At 70.0% G+C, this 19,587-nt stretch carries 20 protein-coding genes; 10 read left to right on the top strand and 10 right to left on the bottom strand.

Going from position 1 to position 19,587, the window contains the following annotated elements; genetic code table 11:
* Nucleotides 1-25: 25 nt before the first annotated feature.
* From PUT80_RS17705 to PUT80_RS17695, 3 genes are all read right to left on the bottom strand, one after another.
* Nucleotides 26-670, bottom strand: coding sequence for a GntR family transcriptional regulator (locus tag PUT80_RS17705; protein ID WP_275292878.1), 645 nt, complete (start codon nucleotides 668-670; stop codon nucleotides 26-28).
* Between the two features lie 46 nt (nucleotides 671-716).
* Nucleotides 717-1,625: an NAD(P)-dependent oxidoreductase gene (locus PUT80_RS17700; protein ID WP_275292877.1), complete on the bottom strand. Its 909-nt coding sequence runs from the start codon at nucleotides 1,623-1,625 to the stop codon at nucleotides 717-719.
* A gap of 88 nt (nucleotides 1,626-1,713) precedes the next feature.
* Nucleotides 1,714-2,499, bottom strand: coding sequence for an SDR family NAD(P)-dependent oxidoreductase (locus PUT80_RS17695; protein WP_275292876.1), 786 nt, complete (start codon nucleotides 2,497-2,499; stop codon nucleotides 1,714-1,716).
* Between the two features lie 101 nt (nucleotides 2,500-2,600).
* Between PUT80_RS17695 and PUT80_RS17690 the strand changes: the two genes are divergently transcribed.
* Complete coding sequence (locus PUT80_RS17690; RefSeq protein WP_275292875.1) at nucleotides 2,601-3,215, top strand: TetR/AcrR family transcriptional regulator; 615 nt, start codon at nucleotides 2,601-2,603, stop codon at nucleotides 3,213-3,215.
* Between the two features lie 24 nt (nucleotides 3,216-3,239).
* On the opposite strand, the gene PUT80_RS17685 is transcribed toward PUT80_RS17690, so the two are convergent.
* Together PUT80_RS17685 and PUT80_RS17680 are read right to left on the bottom strand one after the other, a co-directional pair.
* Nucleotides 3,240-4,364, bottom strand: a complete 1,125-nt coding sequence (locus tag PUT80_RS17685; RefSeq protein WP_275292874.1) for a hypothetical protein — start codon at nucleotides 4,362-4,364, stop codon at nucleotides 3,240-3,242.
* 140 nt (nucleotides 4,365-4,504) lie between these two features.
* Entirely contained in the window at nucleotides 4,505-4,852 is a 348-nt protein-coding gene (locus PUT80_RS17680) for a hypothetical protein (protein WP_275292873.1), read from the bottom strand.
* 246 nt (nucleotides 4,853-5,098) lie between these two features.
* Here PUT80_RS17680 and PUT80_RS17675 point away from each other — a divergent pair, with 246 nt between their 5' ends.
* From PUT80_RS17675 to PUT80_RS17665, 3 genes are read left to right on the top strand one after another with little or no spacing between them, the layout of a single operon-like run.
* Nucleotides 5,099-5,314: a hypothetical protein gene (locus tag PUT80_RS17675; RefSeq protein ID WP_037812989.1), complete on the top strand. Its 216-nt coding sequence runs from the start codon at nucleotides 5,099-5,101 to the stop codon at nucleotides 5,312-5,314.
* Nucleotides 5,311-6,765 carry a sodium:solute symporter family protein gene (locus PUT80_RS17670; RefSeq protein ID WP_037812991.1) on the top strand — a complete coding sequence of 485 codons (1,455 nt, stop codon included), beginning with the start codon at nucleotides 5,311-5,313 and terminating at the stop codon, nucleotides 6,763-6,765. Before PUT80_RS17675 ends, PUT80_RS17670 begins: the two co-directional genes overlap by 4 nt.
* Nucleotides 6,762-7,922, top strand: a complete 1,161-nt coding sequence (locus PUT80_RS17665; RefSeq protein WP_275292872.1) for an amidohydrolase — start codon at nucleotides 6,762-6,764, stop codon at nucleotides 7,920-7,922. Before PUT80_RS17670 ends, PUT80_RS17665 begins: the two co-directional genes overlap by 4 nt.
* Nucleotides 7,923-7,935: 13 nt before the next feature.
* On the opposite strand, the gene PUT80_RS17660 is transcribed toward PUT80_RS17665, so the two are convergent.
* Nucleotides 7,936-9,402, bottom strand: coding sequence for a chlorohydrolase family protein (locus PUT80_RS17660; RefSeq protein ID WP_275292871.1), 1,467 nt, complete (start codon nucleotides 9,400-9,402; stop codon nucleotides 7,936-7,938).
* Nucleotides 9,403-9,540: 138 nt separating this feature from the next.
* On the opposite strand from PUT80_RS17660, the gene PUT80_RS17655 reads away from it, so the two are divergent.
* Nucleotides 9,541-10,185: a GntR family transcriptional regulator gene (locus PUT80_RS17655; RefSeq protein ID WP_037812994.1), complete on the top strand. Its 645-nt coding sequence runs from the start codon at nucleotides 9,541-9,543 to the stop codon at nucleotides 10,183-10,185.
* A gap of 297 nt (nucleotides 10,186-10,482) precedes the next feature.
* Here PUT80_RS17655 and PUT80_RS17650 read toward each other — a convergent pair whose 3' ends face one another.
* The 4 genes from PUT80_RS17650 to PUT80_RS17635 form a co-directional block, all read right to left on the bottom strand.
* The gene (locus PUT80_RS17650; protein WP_275292870.1) at nucleotides 10,483-11,700 is read right to left on the bottom strand and encodes an amidohydrolase family protein; all 1,218 of its coding nucleotides are present in this window, start codon (nucleotides 11,698-11,700) and stop codon (nucleotides 10,483-10,485) included.
* Between the two features lie 100 nt (nucleotides 11,701-11,800).
* The gene (locus PUT80_RS17645; protein WP_051728950.1) at nucleotides 11,801-12,637 is read right to left on the bottom strand and encodes a class II fructose-bisphosphate aldolase; all 837 of its coding nucleotides are present in this window, start codon (nucleotides 12,635-12,637) and stop codon (nucleotides 11,801-11,803) included.
* Entirely contained in the window at nucleotides 12,634-13,521 is an 888-nt protein-coding gene (locus tag PUT80_RS17640; RefSeq protein ID WP_037812996.1) for a hexose kinase, read from the bottom strand. Before PUT80_RS17640 ends, PUT80_RS17645 begins: the two co-directional genes overlap by 4 nt.
* Nucleotides 13,521-14,348 carry an SIS domain-containing protein gene (locus PUT80_RS17635; RefSeq protein WP_051728982.1) on the bottom strand — a complete coding sequence of 276 codons (828 nt, stop codon included), beginning with the start codon at nucleotides 14,346-14,348 and terminating at the stop codon, nucleotides 13,521-13,523. Before PUT80_RS17635 ends, PUT80_RS17640 begins: the two co-directional genes overlap by 1 nt.
* Nucleotides 14,349-14,616: 268 nt before the next feature.
* On the opposite strand from PUT80_RS17635, the gene PUT80_RS17630 reads away from it, so the two are divergent.
* The 5 genes from PUT80_RS17630 (at nucleotide 14,617) to PUT80_RS17610 (ending at nucleotide 19,576) form a co-directional block, all read left to right on the top strand.
* Complete coding sequence (locus tag PUT80_RS17630; protein WP_275292869.1) at nucleotides 14,617-15,189, top strand: hypothetical protein; 573 nt, start codon at nucleotides 14,617-14,619, stop codon at nucleotides 15,187-15,189.
* Nucleotides 15,190-15,266: 77 nt separating this feature from the next.
* A complete protein-coding gene (locus PUT80_RS17625; RefSeq protein WP_275292868.1) occupies nucleotides 15,267-16,448 on the top strand; it encodes a Gfo/Idh/MocA family oxidoreductase in 1,182 nt (393 codons plus the stop codon).
* A gap of 35 nt (nucleotides 16,449-16,483) precedes the next feature.
* The gene (locus PUT80_RS17620; RefSeq protein WP_107051043.1) at nucleotides 16,484-17,767 is read left to right on the top strand and encodes an ABC transporter substrate-binding protein; all 1,284 of its coding nucleotides are present in this window, start codon (nucleotides 16,484-16,486) and stop codon (nucleotides 17,765-17,767) included.
* 10 nt (nucleotides 17,768-17,777) lie between these two features.
* Nucleotides 17,778-18,692 (top strand): sugar ABC transporter permease, encoded by a 915-nt coding sequence (locus tag PUT80_RS17615; RefSeq protein ID WP_043829941.1) that lies wholly within the window; start codon nucleotides 17,778-17,780, stop codon nucleotides 18,690-18,692.
* Nucleotides 18,689-19,576: a carbohydrate ABC transporter permease gene (locus PUT80_RS17610; protein ID WP_275292867.1), complete on the top strand. Its 888-nt coding sequence runs from the start codon at nucleotides 18,689-18,691 to the stop codon at nucleotides 19,574-19,576. Before PUT80_RS17615 ends, PUT80_RS17610 begins: the two co-directional genes overlap by 4 nt.
* Nucleotides 19,577-19,587 lie beyond the last annotated feature (11 nt).

Raw genomic sequence — 19,587 nt, 5'->3', positions numbered from 1 at the left:
CCTCCGGAGGGTTTCCCTTTGCCCGTCAGCCGCGCTCGCGCCCCAGCCCGCGCAAATGCCGCCCACTTTCCATGTGCTCCATCAGCAGCGCTTCCACGGCTTCCACATCCCGCCGCGCGATCGCGTCGTACAGCTCCCGGTGCTCCCCCGCCACCCGCTCCAGATCCTCGTGCTGGCCGAGCAGCCACCGCATGCGGCTGCGCAGCGTCAGTTCCAGCTCGTTGAGCAGCTCGTTCCCCGCCATCGCCGTCACGGCCTCGTGGAAATCCGCCGCCGCGCGGTGAGCGGTTACGGCGTCACCGGCAGCGGCGGCGGCCGTTTCCTCGTCCAACGCGGCACGCAGCTGGTCCAGCCCGGCGCGGGAATGGCGGGTCGCCGCGAGCTTGAACGTCAGGACTTCCAGCGCCGCGCGCACTTCCTGCAGGTCGGCGATGTCGCTCGCGGTGAACTCGCGCACGACCGCCCACGTCCGGGGACGCGGCGTGACCAGGCCTTCGGCGACCAGCGCTTTCAGCGCGTCCCGCACCGGGACCCGGCTCACTCCGAGATCCGCGGCGAGGTCCCGTTCGACGAGCTTGCTGCCCGGTGTGCGCACCCCGTCCAGGATCTCGTCCCGGAGCTGCCGGACGACCCGTTCGGTCTCGGATTCGCCGCCCTGTTCCGCTGCCATCGGGCCATTCTCGCACCACCGCCCGGACCGTCCACTGTGGCCGATGTCAGCGCGGGTTCGTCTTCCGCCACGCCGCGTAATCCGCCACCGCCGCCCGCACGTCGAACTCCGGCGCGAAGCCCGTTTCCTCCTTGAGCCGCGAAATATCCAGATACGGTCCGGTCGCCCCGCCAGGCTGCAGCTGATCCGGCACACCCGGCGCGATCTGCGCGAGCGCCTCGGCGAACTCCCGGTTCGTGACCGGCTGCCCGCTCGACACGTTGTATGTGTCGTGCTTCAACGACGGTGCCGTGGTGAGCAACGCGATCGCGTGGCCGGCGTCCGGTGCGTAGCAGCAGTCGAACCCCTCGTCGGCGACCAGCGGAGGCGGCGGGTCACCGCGGAGCCCGGCGTTGAGGTAGGACGGGATCGGGAAGAACGGCGATTCCGGGTCGACCAGCGGACCCCACACCGTCCCGATCCGCAGCACCACCGGTTCGACGCCGCTCCCCCGCAGGCTGTGCGTCGTCAGCGGTTCGACGGCTTTCTTGAACGCCACGATCAGATGCGGCAGATCCGCGGTCGGCAGCGGCAGCTCCTCGTGCCAGCTCGGCTCGTCGCGGCCGACGTACACGCCGAGGCTGCTCGCGACCGCGAACCGCCGCACCCGCCACGTCCGGGCCGCGTCGAGGGCGTTGGCCAGGCCGGTCAGGTCCGTCCGGAAGAACGCGACCGGGTCGTCGCCGGGGATGCTGCCCGCCAGGTGGACGATCGCGGTGATGTCGTACCGGTCGCCGAGCGCGAGGAACGCGTCCCGGTCGGTGACGTCGAGCGTTTCCACGGCGACCCGGCCCACCAGGAACGAGGGGACGTCCGTCCGCCGGTGCCCGGTGACCAGGACGTCCTGCCCCAGATCCGCCAGCGCCCGGGCCGTGTGCGCGCCGATCATGCCGAGGCCGCCGGTCACGAGGATCATCGCCGTACCCCGCATCGGGTGGTCGAAAACTTTGTCATGCGGCGACGCTACGACCCCGCCCGCGGCTAGTTCTTGAACAAATCGCGCATCAGAAGTGCGTGCCGCCGTCGATGCGGACCTCGGTGCCGGTGACGAAAGCGGCGTCCTCGCTGGCGAGCATCGCGACGACCGACGCGACCGTCTCCGGACCGGCGAAGCCCTGGCCCAGCGCGGGAAGCAGCTTGCCGAGCAGGGTGAAGTCGGCGTCCTCGGGGAAGCCGGGGCCGACGCTCTGCTTGCTCTTGCCGCTGCCGTCGGTCATGCCCGAGGAGATCGAACCGGGCTGCACGGCGGTGAACCGGATCCCGTCCTTCGCGTACTCGGACGCCAGCGCGTGCGTCATCGACTGGATGCCGCCCTTGCTCGCCGCATACGCCGCCATGTACGGGTGCGCGAACATCGCCGACGTCGAGCTGAAGTTCACCACCGCCGGGCCGCTGCCCTCGCGCAGTGCCGGGATCGACTCGCGGATCACCAGGAACGTGCCGACCAGGTTGACGCGCAGCACCTGCTCGAACGCCTCGAGCGGCATCTCGTGGGTGTGCGCCGACCGCAGGATGCCCGCGGCGTTGACAAGCGCGTCCAGCCCGCCGAGCTGCTCGACCGCCGACGCGACCCCAGCCTGCACCGACGCCTCGTCGGCGACATTCACGACCACGGTGCTCAGCCGGTCCGCCGCGTCGCCCGCCTTCTCGACGGTGTCCGCCAGACCCGCTTCGCTCACGTCCGCGGCTACGACGCGCCCGCCTTCAGTCAGCATCCGCAGCACCGTCGCCTGCCCGATGCCCGAGCCCGCTCCGGTGACCAGCACCCGGCGTCCTTCGTAACGGTTCATGGTCCGCTCCTTTCGTCTGCCGTCACCTTACGCCTTGATGGCACACTGTGCCACGTTGACGAGATCTGCATGCTTGACAGTGATCGGGTAGCGTGGTCGCGGTGAGCGGAAAGACCCCGACCCTGACCGAACGGCGCAAAGCGGCGACGCAACTCGACATCGCCCGCGCCGCCGCACGCCTGTTCACCGAGCATGGCGCACAGGGAACGACCGCGGAAGCGATCGCCGCCGCGGCGGGCGTCGCGCCGCGCACCTTCTACCGCTACTTCCGCACGAAAGAGGACGCGGTCGCCCCGCTGCTGGTTGTGGGCGCAGATTCGTGGCGGGACCACCTCGCGTCGACGCCCGAAGGAACGCCGCTGCTGAAGGCGGTCGAGGACGCGATCCACAAGACGATCTCCGCCGCGGACGCGACCCAGGAATTCAGCTGGACGCGCGGCTTGCTGCGCGCCGCGAGCGGGGACGACTCGGCATTGGCAGCCGTGTGGCACCGGGTGAACGGCGAGTCCGAGACCCGGCTGCGACCAGTACTGGCGCGGCTGGCTCCGGAGACGGACGAGGTGACGGTGCATTTGGTGGCGGCCGCGGCGACGGATGCCATTCGGATCTCGCTGGAGCTGTGGGCTGGGACTGAGGAGAAGGCGGCACCGGCGGAGTTGGCGGTGCGGTGTTTCCGCGGGTTGTCGAGCGGGCTCGACGTCTCGCGAGACCACTGACCTTTCCGCGCCGAGGACAGCTGCCTATGCGTCTGATCGGCGTGCCCCGCGATCGGACACCCTCCGCCTGCCGGCACCGCTCGTCCTGGCGGCCCCCGTCGCCGACTGACCAGGGATGTTGCGCGGCAACGGATCCTCGGTCACCCGATACCAGGCCCTGAGGTTCGCCGGTTCGGTCCATCCCCGCACCGCCTCGGCGACCTGCCGATGGACAAAGCTCGCGTGGCTGCACGTCTCGTGCCAGGAACTCCGGCGCTGCTCCGCGGTGAGCGGCCGCCGGAACAACTCGTCCCGCAGCGCCAGCTGACGGTCGAGGTCGTGCCGGACCGCCGAAGACCGGTCGAGACCGACGGGGGTCCGGTCCTCGCAGACCGGGCACGGGCAAGTCCACAGCTGCTCGATCTCCGGAGTCCGGCCGAATATCTTCGCGCAGGTCTCGATCCGGTGGTAGCTGAGCAGGCGAGGCACGAACACCGAAGGCCCGCCCGGGCGGCCGCCGGAGGCCGGATACAGGTGCCGCAACGAGCTTTTCGTGCCCACCGCCGCCGCGTGCGCACCGTGACAGAGAAGGCCTGCGGCCGAAATGTCGCAGCGCAACACCAGCACCGGAACCGCGCAGCCGGCCAGGAAACGCAGAAACGCGCGCAGCAGCTTCTGAACCCCGAACGGATCAGTCCGGTGCTCGAGAACGATCGCGACCGGCACCCCGTGCCGGTTGACCTCCCTCGCGAGCGCGGCGGCGATCGATCCGCTGTCGAACCACCAAGGAGCGAGGGGCAGCGTCGCGACAGCCGAGGGCTCCCTCGCGGCGGCCAGCAGGATGCCGCGCAAACCCGTCCAGTCGCGCGCCGCGAGATAGCCGGAATCCGTCAGCGGCAGCAACCCGAGTTCCCGCTGCTTCCGGCACCACGCCGGATGCGTTCCGGCTCCGGCGAGCACCCGCCGCTTCCCTGCGTAACGCTCGGCGTCGCACAGGAGCGGCCCGTCGAACCCCTTCTCGCGCAGGCTCTTGACGGCATCCGGCGCCGACCTCCCGGTCAGGACGAGCCCGGTGTCGTGCGCCGCGCAGACGCCGAGCAGTTCCTCGGACTGCGCGGGCCGGCACTGGATCAGGAGCCGCCCGGAAAGCCCCGCCAGTGCCGCATCCATCCGTCCACGGTGACGCAAGCCAGCCCGTGCGGTCACTCACCGTCGCCTAGGTGCCGACGTCAACCACCCCGGAGGCGGATCGCCGCCCTCACCCAGCGCAGACCCGTGCGGCCCTGTGAGTGACCCGCCTCGGCCGCCGGTCAGCGGAACTCGTGCACGAACTCGATCTTCCCGACCAGGTGCGCGTTGAACTCGTCCAGTTCCTCAGCAGGAACCCACAACTCCAGGATCGTCTCGCCGCCGGCCTGCCGCACCGGATAGCGGTCGAGGAACGCTGTTTCCACGCGGAACCGGGTCACGTAACCGGCGCCGTCGAACCGGACGTTCCAGTCTCGGGCGATCTTCACCGCGTAGTCCTCGTTCAGCACCGGGTAGAAGATCGGCTGGTCCGGCAGCCGCGGCGGCCACGCGCGCCAGCCGGACCGGCGCACCAGCTCCAGCTCGGCCGGGCCCGTCGGGCGCCACAGCTCCGTCGTCGGCTTGTCCATCTCGTCCCCCTTCTCGAGGGCACAAGCTAGCTGCCGAAAGGATCCGCCAGCGACCGGTTTTACCTCGGCTCAGCACCCATGATCCGGTCTACCAAAGCACAGCCGGGCGGCCCGGCGTCCAAAGCGGACAAATCGCGGCACCCGGCCGGACACCCGGGTCGCGAGCCCGCATCGTTCCCGTCCGCGCCCTTGACAACCCGCCACCGGCCGCGCTTATGGTATACCAAACAACGAAGGGTGTGCGCGATGAAGCGTTCCGCAGTGGTGGCCGCGGTGGCCTTCACCCCTTACGTGGCGATGATCGCCGGCCTGCCCTGGTTCAGCGGCGACGGCCGGATCTGGTTCCTGCCCGAGATCGGGTTCTGGATCCTCCTCTGGGTGGCCCTCACGCCCGTGTTCCTCGGCGTCGCCGACCGCATCCGGCGCCCCGGCGCCGCCGAAACCGAGCAGGAGCAGCGATGAACGCGGGCGCAGTCGTCGCTCTGGCCGTGGTGGCGCTGGCGGTGGTCATCGGCCTCGCCGCGCGCGGCCGGAAGCAGATGAACCTCGAACAGTGGACGGTCGCCGGCCGGTCCTACGGGACGCTGCTGTTCTGGGTCCTCGCCGCGGGCGAGACCTACTCGACCTTCACCTACCTCGGCGCGTCGGGATTCGCCTACGCCAACGGCGGCGCGGCGTTCTACATCGCCGGCTACGGCACGTGCGCGTTCGTCCTGTCCTACTTCTTCCTCCCTCCATTGTGGAGGTACGCGAAGAAGCACAACCTCGTCACCCAAGCGGATTTCTTCACCCACCGCTTCCGCAGCCCGTGGTTCGGCGCGCTGACCGCGATCGTCGGCGTGGCGTTCATGATCCCCTACATCGAGGCGCAGCTGCTCGGCCTCGGCCAGATCGTCGAGACGACGACCGGCATCAACCGGGTCACCAGCATGGTGCTCGCGGTCGTGCTGATCGCGGTGTTCGTCTACGCGTCGGGCATGAAGGCCGCCGCGTGGGTGTCGGTGCTCAAGGACATCCTGCTGATCGGCACCGTGCTGGTCGTCGGCATCGCGATCCCGGTGCATTACTTCGGCGGGTTCGGGCATCTCATCGACACCGTCCAGGCACAGCACCCCGGCTTCCTCGGCGTCCCGGCGCCGGGCAGCCCGCTCGGCGTGCCGTGGATGATGTCGACCCTGCTGGTCACGAGCGCGGCGTTCTTCATGTTCCCGCACGCACTCGCCGCGATGTACACCGCGAAGTCCGAGCAGACGATCCGGCGCAACGCGATTTACCTTCCGCTGTACCAGATCCTGATCGCGCTGACGCTGTTCGTCGGCTTCGCCGCGGTGCTCGTCGTGCCCGGGCTCAAGGGCAGCGGCACCAACGGCGCGCTGCTTTCGCTGACGCTGAAGACCATGCCGTCGTGGGTGGTCGGTCTCGTCGGTGGCGCGGGGGCGCTGGCCGCGATCGTGCCGATCAGCCTGCTGCTCCTGCAATCCGCGACGCTGCTGGCCCGCAACGTCTACCAGGGCGTCCTGCGGCCGAAGACCAGCGAGCTGGGCGTGTTCCGGCTGTCGCGCGCCCTCGTCGTCGTGGTGACCGCGGTGGCGCTGGTGTTCGCGATCTTCCAGCCCGCCCTGCTGGTGAACCTGCTGCTCACCGGACAGAACGGCGTCTCCCAGTTCTTCCCGGCGATCGTGCTGGGGCTCGTGTGGCGGCGGCTGACCAAGGCGGGCGCGGCGACCGGGCTCGTGGTCGGCGTGGCGATCGTCGCGTGGACGGTCCTGGCTTCGAAGAACACGTTGTGGGGCCTCAATCCCGGGCTTCTCGCGATCGCCGTCAACGTCGTGCTCACCGTCGGCGTCAGCCTCGCCACCTCCGAGCGGCGCGAGCCGACCGTGCGGGCCGAGGCCGTGGAGGGAGTCGCGTGAACCTGTTGCTGCGCAACGTCCGGCCCGGCGGCGGCGATCCGACGGACGTGCTGGTGCGCGACGGCCGGATCGCCGGGTTCGGGCCCACCGAAGCGGACGTTCCGGTCGAGGACGGCGGCGGCGCGCTGCTGCTGCCCGGCCTCGTCGACGCGCACTGCCACCTCGACAAAACCCTGTGGGGACTCCCCTGGGTGCCGAACACCTCGGGGTCGGTGCTCGCCGACCGGATCTCCAACGAACAGCGCCGCCGCAAGGAATTCGGGCTCCCCTCGCCCGAACCCGCGGCCGCGCTGCTCGACACGATGATCGCGAACGGCACCTCCTTCGTCCGCGCGCACACCGATGTCGACCCCGAACTCGGGCTGTCCGGCATCGAGGCGGTGCGGGAGGCGGCGGCGCGGCATCGCGGCCGGGTCACCGTCGAGCAGGTCGCCTTCCCCCAGGGCGGCCTGCTCACCCGGCCCGGCACGCTGGAACTGCTGGAGCGGGCCGTGGCGTCCGGCGTGGAGAACGTCGGCGGCATCGACCCGGCGGGCTACGACCGCGATCCGCGCGGGCACCTCGACGCGATCTTCGACATCGCCGCCCGGCACGGCTGCGGCGTCGACCTGCACCTGCACGACGAAGGTCCGCTCGGCGCCTGGGAAATCGAGCTCGTCATCGAGCGGACGAAGGCGCTCGGGCTCGCCGGGAAAGTCGCGATCGGCCACGCCTTCGGCATCTGCGGCATCCCGGACGCGCAGCAGGACCGGCTGCTCGAAGGCCTCGCGGAGCAGCAGATCACGCTGACCACCGCGGCGGTGTACGACCGGCCGGTGCCGCCGCTGGCCAAGATGCGGGCAGCGGGCGCGAACGCCGCGTGCGGCAACGACGGCGTCCGCGACCTGTGGGGACCCTACGGCGACGGGGACATGCTGACGCGTGCCATGCACCTGGCGTACCGCAGCTCGTTCCGGACCGACCCGGAGATCGAACTCGCGCTGCACGCGGCGACGTACGGCGGCGCGAAAGCGTTGCGGCTCAAGGACTACGGCCTGCGGATCGGCGACCGCGCTGATTTCTTCCTCGTAGCCGCGGAGTATCCGGCCGAAGCCGTCGTGTCGCATCCTCCGCGGCAGCTCGTGGTGAAGGGCGGGGCTGTCGTCTCGCGGCGATAGCCCCGCCGCGCCGCTACTGCTGGAACGCCGGGAAGGTCGGAGGGAACAACTCCCCCGCCTCCCGGCGTTCGACGTCCCGCTCCGGATACGCGGCGCGCAGCTTCTCGAACAACGCCTGCGCGCGGCGGCGGAGGTCCGGTTCGTCGACACCGGGAAGGCGCCCGTCCACCAGCACCGGCTGGCCCGCGACGACGGAATGCGTTGCCTGGCGGGCGGTTCCGGAGAGCAAGAAGGTGCGGATCGGATCGTCCTGCACGCCGTCGCGCAGGTCGCCGACGTGGAACGCGACGAGGTCCGCCTGCGCGCCCGGGGCCAGCTTGCCGAGGTCGTCGCGGCGGAGCGCACGGGCGCCGCCGAGCGTCGCCGCTTCGACGTACCACTCCGCCGGGGCCGCGTCGGCGCGGTCGCCCATCACCTTCGCCAGATGCACGCCGACGTCCATGCCGCGGATCAGGTCCGGCGGGAAGGAATCGGTTCCCAGGCACAGGTTCAGGCCCGCTTCGCGGTAGTCGCGGAACGAGCGCAGGGCGTGGCCGTAGCGGAAGGACGTGAGCGGACAGTGGATCACCGACGCGCCCGCCGCGGCCAAAGTCGCGACGTCGCCTCGGTCTTCGCCGTGGACTGCGGGATGGCGGTCGAGGACCTGGGCGTGCGGGATCAGCAACCGGTCGCCGAGCAGGCCGGTGCGTTCCAGCATTTCCAGCGGTGGCACGCCGTAACGGTCGAGGATGAGTTCGCGCTCGAGCACGCCTTGCAGGCAGTGCAGCCGCACCAGGACGTCGCGCTCGCGCGCCGCGGCGGCGGTGGCTCGCATGAGGTCTTCGGTGAGCGTCTCGATGCGGCACGGCAGCAGGACGCCGTTGACGAGTGGGTCGTCGAGTTCCTTTGCGTGGTCGAGGAACCGCAGTGCGTCGGCCAGCCCCTCCTCGCCGCGGGGCTCGTCAAAGGCGACCGTGCGGGTACCGTCCGCAGTGGCCACGTTGACGCCGGATCGGTATGCCGGGCCCAGATATCCGCGCAGGCCGAGGTTCCGCGAGAAGTCCGCCATCGCGACGAGCTCCTCGTACGGCTCGGCCCACGACGAATGGACTTCCGACGCGATCGGCATGAACGTCGTGATTCCGTGCAGTGCCAGCTGAACGAGCGCGTACTCGCGAATGGTCTGCCGTTCTTCCGGGGTGAAGACGTCGCGGCGACGGTGCGCGAAGTAGTCCTCGGACCACTGCAGTCCGGCCGCGCGGTCTGCCGTGGCCCAGGAATCGAGGACGAGATGGTCCACGTCGGTCAGCGCGTCGAGGTCGATCAGGCCCGGGAGGACGAGCGATTCGCCGAGGTCGACGTCCAGATCGGTCGTTCCGGCATACCGCGGGCCGACGTAGACGACGACGTCGTCCTCCCAGACGACCTCGCCGTTTTCCAGCAGGGCGTGCCGCCCGTTCTGATGGGCCAGCACATGGCGGGCACGCCAGCGAGTGCGCATCGGGTTCCTTCCGCTCGGGACATTTAGGTATACCAAACGGCGGAATCTGGAGGCCAGACCTTGCCGGGGGCGGGTTTTTCCGGGAACCTGGGAGGAGGTTCGCCGATACTGTCGGTGACGGCGGCGGGAGGGGATCGGATGGAGCCGGGTTTCGCGTCGGAGTCCGAGCGCGTCACGGAACGGCTGCGCAACGAGATCCTCGACGGCACCCGGGCTCCCGGCAGCAAGCTGGTCGAACGGGACCTGGCCGCGGAAATGGGCGTGAGCCGGGTGCCGGTGCGGGACGCGTTGCGCGCGCTGGGAAACGAGGGACTGGTGACGCCGCGGCCGCGGTCGTGGTCGGTGGTGCGGGAGTTCACCGCGTCGGATGTCGCGGACCTCAACGAGGTGCGAACCGCGTTCGAAGGCCTCACTTTCCGGCTCGCCGCGCAGCGCCGCACCCGCGAGGGCCTGGCACGGCTGCGGGAGGTGCTGGACACGGAACTGCGCGCCGCCCGCGCCGGCGACGCGGTGTCCGCACGCCGGGCAGCGGCGGATTTCCACGAGGTCGTCACGTCCCTGTCGGCGAACGAACTGCTCGGCGAACTGGAGCGGACGCTGCGCAGCCGGATGCGATGGCTGCTCGGCCAGCACGACGACCTGGAAGCCATGGCGGCGGAACACGAACTCCTGTACGAGGCGATCGTGGACCGGGACGTCGAACGGGTGGAACGGCTGGTGCTGGCCCATCTCGCGACCGGAGCCAGCGAGGCGGTGCGGCGGCATCCGGCTGAGGCGGGCTGACCCTGGTTCTGTTGTGGCCGCGAGATCCCGGCCGCGGCAATGCTCGCTGCGCTGGACTGACGCCGTTGGCCGTCGCGAGGTCCTGGCAATGCCGAGATCGCCGCGTCGGACTGCGCCCCTCGACCTTCATGAGACCCCAACTCTGGCAACGCTGAGCTCGCCGCGGCACTGGCCCCTCAACTTTCGGATCACCTGGCACAGCCCCTCTTCGCGAGACCCCGCCCATGCTGATAGAGCCGCACGCGCCTCCGGCCCGACTCCCCGCGCACTCTCCGCGAGGCTGAGGCACGCCCCTCGTCAGAGGTCGACGACCGCCAGACCGTCCGCCACCACGACGCCGTCGTGCAGCACCGTCCGGTCCTTGCCGCGGTCCATCACCGCACTGGTCGGCGTCTCGCCGTCCACCAGCACCAGATCCGCGCGGTCGCCGACCGCCACACCGGGCCGGTCCGCGATCCCCGCCAGCCGGGGCACGTCGTGGCTCATGATCGACGCGCCGCCCATCGTCGCGACCGCCAGCGCCATCTCGATCAGCTCGTCGCGCCGGAACCCGTGCGTGAAGGCCAGCTGCCACGTGCGGTCGAGGAGATCGCAGTTGCCGTACGGGCTCCAGTAGTCCCGCTGCCCGTCCTCCCCCAGCCCGACGCGCACGCCCGCGGTCGTCAGGTCCGCCAGCGACAACTGCCGGTCGACGGACGGCGCGACGGTCGCCATCGCGATGTCCAGCTCCGCGAACGTGTCGATCAGCCGGCGGCTCACGGCTTCCGAAACCGAGCCCAGCTCGTACGCGTGCGACATGGTGACCTTGCCGCGCATGTCCAGCGCGCGGACGCGTTCGATCACCAGGTCCGTCGAAAACACCCCGAGATGGCCCGGCTCGTGCAGATGGATGTCGACCTCGACGCCGTACTTCTCGGCCAGCCCGAACACGACGTCCAAGTGCCCCTTGGGATCCTTGTCGAGCGAACACGGATCGATCCCGCCGACCACCGACGCACCCGAACGCAGCGCGGCCTCCAGGACCTCGACGGTTCCGGGCTCGCGCAGGATCCCTGCCTGCGGAAACGCCATCACCTCGACGTCCGCGTGCGCGGCAAAGCGCTCCTTGGCAGCGAGCACCGCGTCGAGCTTCTCGAGCTGGCAGTCGACGTCGACCTGCGCGTAGGTGCGCACGCGAGTGGTCCCGTTCGCGATCATGCGCTCCAACGTGCCCGCGACGCGTTCCGGCAGCGGCACCTCGGCGTTCCGCCAGTTCTCGCGGTCGTTCAGCATCATCGCCCAGACGCCCGGCGCCCCCGTGTGCGCCCGGAACGGCAGCCCGATGCGCGTCGAGTCGAGGTGCACGTGGACGTCGCTGAAGGACGGGAACAGCAACCGTCCGCGCCCCTCGACCACGTCGACCACCTCGCCGCCGGACCCCGCCGGGCCATGCGGACGAACCGCGGCGATCCGGCCGCCGACCACCTCGACGTCGCTGCACTGACCGCCCCAGGGACGGACGTCACGGATCAACACGGAGAGCACCTTTCTCGACGGGACGCTTTGGTATACCAAGAGTACCCGGTCCCGTCGAGCCGTCCGCACCTGTTCGACGAAGAGATGCCGCTGCGGGTCTTCAGCCAGCCAGCAAACGCAGGAGCCGAGCAGTCTCCGAAGCCACCGCGTTCCTCCCCAGCCGCACGTACTTTCGGGGATCCACCGCCTCCGGCTGTTCCTCCAGGAACTGCCGGACCGACCGCGTGAACAGACCATTCAGGTGCGTTGAGATATTAACCTTCGCCATCCCGCTCACCACGGCCCCGCGCAGTTCCTCGTCCGACAGGCCTGACGAGCCGTGCAATACCAGCGGGACCGGTACCGCATCTCGCAATCGGGCGACCAGTGCGCGGTCTACCTGGGCCGTTCGTTCCACCATCGCGTGGGACGTTCCTACGGCCACCGCGAGTGCGTCCACGCCGGTTGCGGTCACGAAGTCCGCCGCTTCGGCTGGGTCGGTGCGGGCGCCGGGCGCGTGGACCCCGTCCTTGCCGCCGACTTCGCCCAGTTCCGCTTCCACCGCCACACCCGCGTCGTGACAGCGCGAGGCGATTTCCCGGGTCATGCGCAGGTTTTCCTCGTATGGCAGATGCGATCCGTCGTACATCACGCTGTCCACGCCCAGTGCGATGCCCTCACGGATCAGCTCCGGGTCTTCGATGTGGTCTAGATGCACCAGCACGTCGACCGACGCGCGGCGGGCGATTTCCCGGGACGCCACGGTGATCGGGGCCAGTCCGCCGTGGTAGCGGACGCAGTTTTCGCTGATCTGCAGCACCACCGGCAATCCGGCCTGTTCCGCGCCTTCGGCGATGGCCTCGGCGTGTTCCAGCAGGATCACGTTGAACGCGCCCACGGCGGAACCGCGCTCGCGGGCGGCGGTCAGCAGCGTTGGCAGGTCGGGGCGGGTGATCATGCGGGGGCTCCGTTCAGGAATCGGCGGTACGCGGCGAGATCGACTTCTCCGGCAACCGGGCGGAGGACGGCCGCGGCACCCAGGGCGGCGGCGTTGTGCAGGGCTTCGATCAGGGGGCAGCCGGCGGCGAGGGCGACGGCCAGCCCGGCCGTCGCGGCGTCCCCGGCGCCGGTGGGGTTGCCCTGCACATCAGGGATGGCGGGGACGGCGAAGACGCCACCGGAGGTGTAGGCGGCGATGCCGTCTGCCCCGCGTGAGACGACGACCAGTTGTGCGCCCAGCCGGAGCAGGGCCGCGGCACCGGCAGCCTCGTCCGCGGCAGAGGTCGCGGCGAGGAGTTCGGCCTGGTTCGGCTTCACTGCCGCACCGGCTCGGGCGGCGGCCAGCAGTGCCGGGCCGGAGGCGTCGACCAGCGTCCGCACCCCGGCTTCCCGGGCGATGCGGACCCAATCTGCGACCAGGTCCGGCGAGGTGCCCCGGGGCAGAGATCCGGAGACAACCAGCAGGTCAGCCGCAGACAGGCAGTTCGACAGGTGCGAACCGAAAGCTGTCCATTCCTCTTCGGACACTTCCGGGCCAGGTTCCGTGTAGACCGTCGGATGGCCGTCGCCGGTCACCGTCACGGTGGTCCGGGTTTCGCCGGAGATCGGGACGGCCTCGAACGGAACCTCCAGCGCTCCCCCGAGCCACCGGCCCGCGTCGCCGCCCAGCGGGAGAAGCGTCCGGACCGGGACGTCCACCGCGGCGAGCACCCGGGCCACGTTCACGCCCTTGCCGCCCGGCCGTCGCTGCACCTCCAGCACCCGGTTCGTGTCGCCGGGCGTGTGGGTGCCGACCCGGTAGGTGACGTCGATGGCCGGGTTCGGCGTCAGCGTGAGGATCATCAGACGAGGATCACCGAGCGCGTCAGCGAGCGCGGACGGTCGGGATCCAGGCCGCGCCGGGCCGCCAGTGCGACGGCGAAGCGTTGCGCCACCACGAGTGCGGCGAGCGGGTCCAGGTCGTGGTGGACGAAACGCGCGCCGGTGCGGGCGACGTCGTCCGCGAGTCCCGCGGGGGCCTCGCCCAGCGACCACACGAGACGGCCCGGCTGAGCGATCGCGATCGGGCCGTGGCGGTAGTCCATGGCGGGGTACGACTCGGCCCAGAACTGTGCGGCTTCACGGGTTTTCAGTGCGGCTTCGCAAGCCAGGCCCACGGCAGCGCCACGGCCGATGAAGGTGACCTGTTCGGCGTCGAGGAGGTCGTCGATCGGTTCGGTCAGCGCGTCCGCACAGGACGTGGCGAGCTGGTCGATGTCGTCGCCCAGACCGGCGCGCAACAGGGCGAGCGTGGTGGTGGCGAAGCGGGTCTGCACCACGGATTGTTCGTCGGCGAAGGAGAGTTCGACGACCTCGTCCGCGACCGCCGCAGCGGGGCTGTCGCCGACCGCGGTGATCAGCACGGTGCGCTGCGCGGGCATCGCGGTGAGCAGGTCGATGATCTCGGTCGTGGTGCCGGAGCGGGAAATCGCCACGACGCGGTCGTACTCGCGCGAAGCCGGGTATTCGGAGCCGGCGAAGGCGTCGGTGACCCCGTGACCGCGTTGTTCGCGGGCGACGGCGTAGCTCATCGCGATGAACCAGCTGGTGCCGCAGCCGACGACGGCCACTCGTTCGCCCGGCTGAGGCAGCGCGGCGGACGGGGCCAGCGCGGCCGCCGCGCGCCACATTTCGGGCTGGGAAGCCAGTTCGGCGGCCACGAAGGAGCCGGGAGCATCCGGAAGGGAGGACACGGGATGGAGGCCTTTCGATCCAGGGCGGGAGACGTGACCGACTCCGGCACTCTGCTTGAGTGTTTTTGCTTGCTACTTGCGTTATAGCGCAGATTCAATCACAAAGTCGAGTCAGTGCGGCCTCTAGGATGAGCACCGGACCGCCTCCGACCAGGAACGAGAGACCCGGCATGACGCCCCGGCAACACGCGAACGTCCTGCTCGAATGAGCGGGCGAACGGGGCAGCGGCGCGATCGCGGAGGTCGGCGACGCGCTCGCGACCGCGCGGCGGGATCCTTCGACCCTCGCCGACCAGCGGCCGATCACCCACCTGCGCCGCACGGCGTCGCCGGGGACGAACTGCCGCTGCAATACAAGACCGCCACCCACGCCGTGGAGGACGCCGGGGACGAGCTGCCGCAGCAGCACAAGACCGCCATCCGCGCCGCACCGGGCGCCGCGTACGACCTGCCGCCGCAGCACAAAGCTGCCGCCCGCGCCGCAGACCTGCCGCCGCAGCGCAAGACTGCCGCCCGCGCCGCAGACCTGCCGCGACCAGGCGAAACGGCGGGGCCCAACGGGGTCGCCCGCGCGCCGGACAAGAGCGTGCAGGTCCGGCAAGCCCAGCTCGACCGTCCTCCCCAACACCTGCGAGCCGTCGGTCCATGCGCAGGTCAAGATCGTCGCGACCTGCGAACCAGCCGACTCGGCGTCCGCGGGCGGTACCGCACTGCCGTCCACAAGGGAGCACCCGCCGACCTCGCCGCGACCTCCGCGGAGCCGGTCATCGCCCCATGAGCAGACCCGCACCATTGCGCATTTATGATTGTTTTGCCATCATGCAGATCAATATCACGCAGAGGTGAGGTGGCGCGGTGGTGAACTCCGGGGTGCTGCGGGTCGGTGTGGTCGGTGTCGGCCTGCGGGCCGGGATCGCCCGGCACGTGGCGGAATCCGGCGTCGCGGCGGAACTGGCGGCGGCTTCGGATCCCGACGAGCGCGGCCGGGCGCGAGCGCGCGAAATGTTCGGCGGCATCGAGATCGTGCCGGGACACCGGGAACTCGCGAATCTGGTCGACGCCGCGATCGTGACCTCGCCGGACTGGACGCACGCCGAGATCGCCGTCGACCTGCTCCGCGCCGGAGTCGCGGTGTACCTCGAAAAGCCGCTGGCCACAACGCTTCCCGACGCGGACGCGGTCCTCACCGCCGCCCAGGAAACCGGCACTCCGCTCTACATTGGACACAACTTCCGGCACTCCGCCGTCGTCCGCACGCTCCGCGACGTCGTGACGCGCGGCGAGATCGGCGAAGTGAAAGCCGTCTGGTGCCGTCATTTCGTCGGCAACGGCGGCGACTACTACTTCAAGGACTGGCACGCCGACCGCAGCCGCGTGAATTCCTTGCTGCTGCAGAAAGCCAGCCACGACCTCGACGTCATCCACCATCTCGCCGGCGGCTTCACCCGCCGCGTCACCGCGATGGGCGACCTGACCGTCTACGGTGGCATCACCGACCGCAGCGGCCAGGGCGACCGCCTCGCCGACGACTGGTTTTCCTTCGACAACTGGCCTCCCGCCGCGCAAACCGGCCTCAACCCGGTCGTCGACGTCGAAGACCTCTCGATGGTCCACATGCGACTCGACAACGGCGTCCTCGCCAGCTACGAACAATGCCATTTCACCCCCGACTACTGGCGCAACTACACCGTGATCGGCACCGAAGGCCGCGCGGAGAACTTCGGCGACACCGGCGGCGGCGTGGTGAAGGTATGGAACCGCCGCCGCGGATGGGCGCTGGACGGAGACCGCGAGTACCCGATCGACGGTGTCGCATCAGGACACCAGGACGCTGATCTCCTTGCCATGACCGAATTCCTGCGTTACGTGGTGCACGGCGACCCGCCGGAACTGTCCCCGATCGCCGCCCGCGAAGCCGTGGCGGCGGGTGCGCTCGCCACGCAGTCCCTGCGTTCCGGCTCCGTGCCGGTCGACGTTCCTCCCCTGCCCGAAAAACTGACCGCCTATTTCTCCCCGCCGGAAGGAAATCGCAGATGACCCCGCCGCTAGCGCAAGGGAAGGAAAACACTCCCATGCGCGTGCGAACCCTGACCCGGCGCGGTTTTCTCCGCGGCGCGGCGGCGATGGCGCTGGTGCCCGCCGCCGCGGCGTGCGCCGAGGCCCCCGCCGCCACGTCCGGACCGGTCACCGTCGAAATGTGGCACGGCCAGAGCGACACCGGGCTCAAAGTCCTCAAGCAGCTCGTCGCCGCGTTCCAGCGCGAGCACCCCGACATCCGCATCGACCTCGGCGGTGGCGTGCTCGCCGACGCCATGCTGCAAAAGGTGACCGCGGCGCTCGCGTCCGGTTCCTACCCCGACATCGCGTACATCTTCGGCTCCGACCTCGCCAGCATCGCCCGCAGCCCGCGCGTGGCCGACATGGGCGACGTCGTCAACGACGGCACCCAGTTCTGGAAACCCGCACTCGAAGCGGTCACCGTGAACGAGCGCGTCCGCGCCGTGCCCGCGATGCTCGACTCGCTGGCCGTCGCCTGCAACAAGAAACTGTTCCAGCAGCACGGCGTCCCGCTGCCGGACGAATCCTGGCGCTGGCCGGATTTCGTGGCCACCGCGAAGAAACTGACCAACCGCGACCAGGGCCAGTTCGGCACGGCCTGGCCCGGCGCGGGCGACGAGGACACCGTCTGGCGGCTGTGGCCGATGATCTGGGACCTCGGCGGCACCATCGTCGGCCAGGACGGCCGCAGCATCGGCTTCGCCGACAGCGGCGTGCGGGCGCTCGAGGTGATCCGGAACCTGGCTGTCGACCGCAGTGTCTACATCGACCCGAAACCCGGCTCCGAGCAGATGTACCAGGCCTTCGCCTCGGGCCGGATCGCGATGGTGCCGACCGGTCCGTGGCAGCTGCCCGACATCGCCGACGCGGGAATCGACTACCAGATCGTCCCGCTGCCGACGTTCACCGGAAAGCCGATCACCATCTCCGGCCCCGACACCTGGACGGTCTTCGACAACGGCGACCGGCGGCTCACCGCGGCCAAGACGTTCCTGCGGTGGCTGACCGCGCCCAAGCAGGACGTCGTCTGGGACGTCGGCGCCGGCAGCCTCCCGCTGAGCGCCGGATCGCAGCGGCTTCCGGAATGGCAGCAGAAAACCCAGGACACCGCCGGGCTTTCCGTGTTCGTCAAGTCGCTCGACAACTCGCACGTCCGCGCGAACCACCCCGCCTATCCGCAGGTTTCCCAGGCCGTCGCCGCGGCGATCGTCTCGGTGCTGCTCGGGCGCGCGACCCCCGCCGATGCCATGCGCGACTGCGCTTCCGCGGCCAACGCCGCCCTCATCATCCCCCGATAGGACCCCGCCCATGTCCGTACATCCCGGCCCGATCACAGTCGCTCCGGCCGCCAAGACCCGCCGCCGCCGCGAAACCGCCGCCGCCTGGGCCTACCTGAGCCCCTCGGTCGTCGTCATCATCGGCCTCGGCCTGGTGCCCGTGGTGTGGTCGCTGATCCTGTCGTTCCAGGCCGACGACCTCGTCACCCCGTCCCGCTTCGTCGGCGTCGACAACTACGCGGCGCTCGCGCAGGACCCGCACTTCGGCCAAGCGGTCGGCAACACGCTGCTGTACACGGCGTTATACGTTCCGCTGAGCATCGTGCTCGGCCTCGCGCTGGCGCTCGCGCTGAACCGGCGCGTGCGCTTCATCGGCGCGTACCGGACGTTGATGTTCGTTCCGTTCGTGCTGTCGGCCACCGCGCAGGGCGTGCTGTTCTCGTTCATCCTCGACCCGGAGTTCGGTGTCGCCAACTCGCTGCTGCACCGGATCGGCCTGAGCCCGCAAGGGTTTCTGACCGACCCGTCGCAGGCGTTGCTGGTCCTCGTGGCCATCACGCTGTGGAGCGGCACCGGGTTCTGCATGGTGGTCTTCCTGGCCGCGCTCCAGGACGTCCCGCCGTCGCTGATCGAAGCCGCGCGGCTGGACGGCGCCGGTCCGTTCCGGATCCTCCGGCACGTCACCCTGCCCGCCGTGCTGCCGGTGACCACGTTCCTGACGCTGTGGCAGCTGATCCAATCGCTCCAGGTGTTCGACCTGACGTACGTCACCACCAAGGGCGGACCGCTCGGCTCGACCACGGTGATCGTCTACTTCATCTGGCAGCAGGCCTTCCAGAACTTCACCGCCGGATACGGCGCCGCCGCGGCCTACGTGCTCGCCGTCGTGCTGCTCGCGCTCGGGCTGGGCGTCCGGTTGCTGCGCCGCGACAAGGAGGTCCGATGACCACGCGCGCCCACGTTGCCCCGGTTTCCGCATCCCAACTGCCTGGCGTGATCCGTCAGCCCAGGCGCTGGCGGCTTCCGTTCAGCCCGTGGCATCTGCTGCTGGCCCCGCTGGCGCTGGTGTTCGCCGCCCCGCTGGTGTGGCTGCTGCTCAGCTCGGTGATGAGCAACGCGGAGATCAACCGGTTCCCGCCGTCGCTGTGGCCGTCCGGGATCGACTTCTCCGGCTACCGCTACGTGCTGGAGAACGCGCTGTTCCTGCGCTGGTTCACCAACTCGCTCACCGTGTCGGTCGTGACCGTGGCGGCCAACCTCGTCTTCGGCTCGCTCGGCGGCTACGCGTTCGCCCGCATGCGGTTCCGCGGTTCGAAGGTGATGCTCGGGCTGATGATGGCGACCATGGCGGTGCCGTTCCAGCTGACCATGATCCCGACGTTCCTGGTGATGAAGAAGCTCGGCCTCATCGACTCGCTCGGCGCGCTGATCGTCCCGTCGCTGGTCACGCCGTTCGCGGTGTTCCTGCTGCGGCAGTTCTTCCTGTCGCTGCCGCGCGAGCTGGAGGAGGCGGCCTGGATCGACGGCTGCTCGCGGCTGCGGGTACTGATCCGGATCGTGCTCCCGCTGTCCCGGCCCGCGCTGAGCACCGTCGCCGTGCTGACCTTCCTCAGCACCTGGAACGACCTGACCTGGCCGTTGATCGCGATCAACCACGACACCCAGTACACGCTGCAGCTCGGACTGACCACCTTCCAGGGACAGCACCACACCAACTGGGCGGCGGTGATGGCCGGGAACGTCATCACCGTGCTGCCGGTGCTGCTGGCCTTCCTCGGCGCGCAGAAAACCTTCATCCAGTCCATCACCTCCAGCGGCCTCAAAGGCTGAACCGCACTCCT

Source organism: Amycolatopsis sp. La24 (assembly GCF_029087445.1).
GTDB lineage: Bacteria > Actinomycetota > Actinomycetes > Mycobacteriales > Pseudonocardiaceae > Amycolatopsis > Amycolatopsis nivea.
Note: the sequence above shows the minus strand (reverse complement) of the source record. Positions and strands in the feature narration are given on the sequence as shown.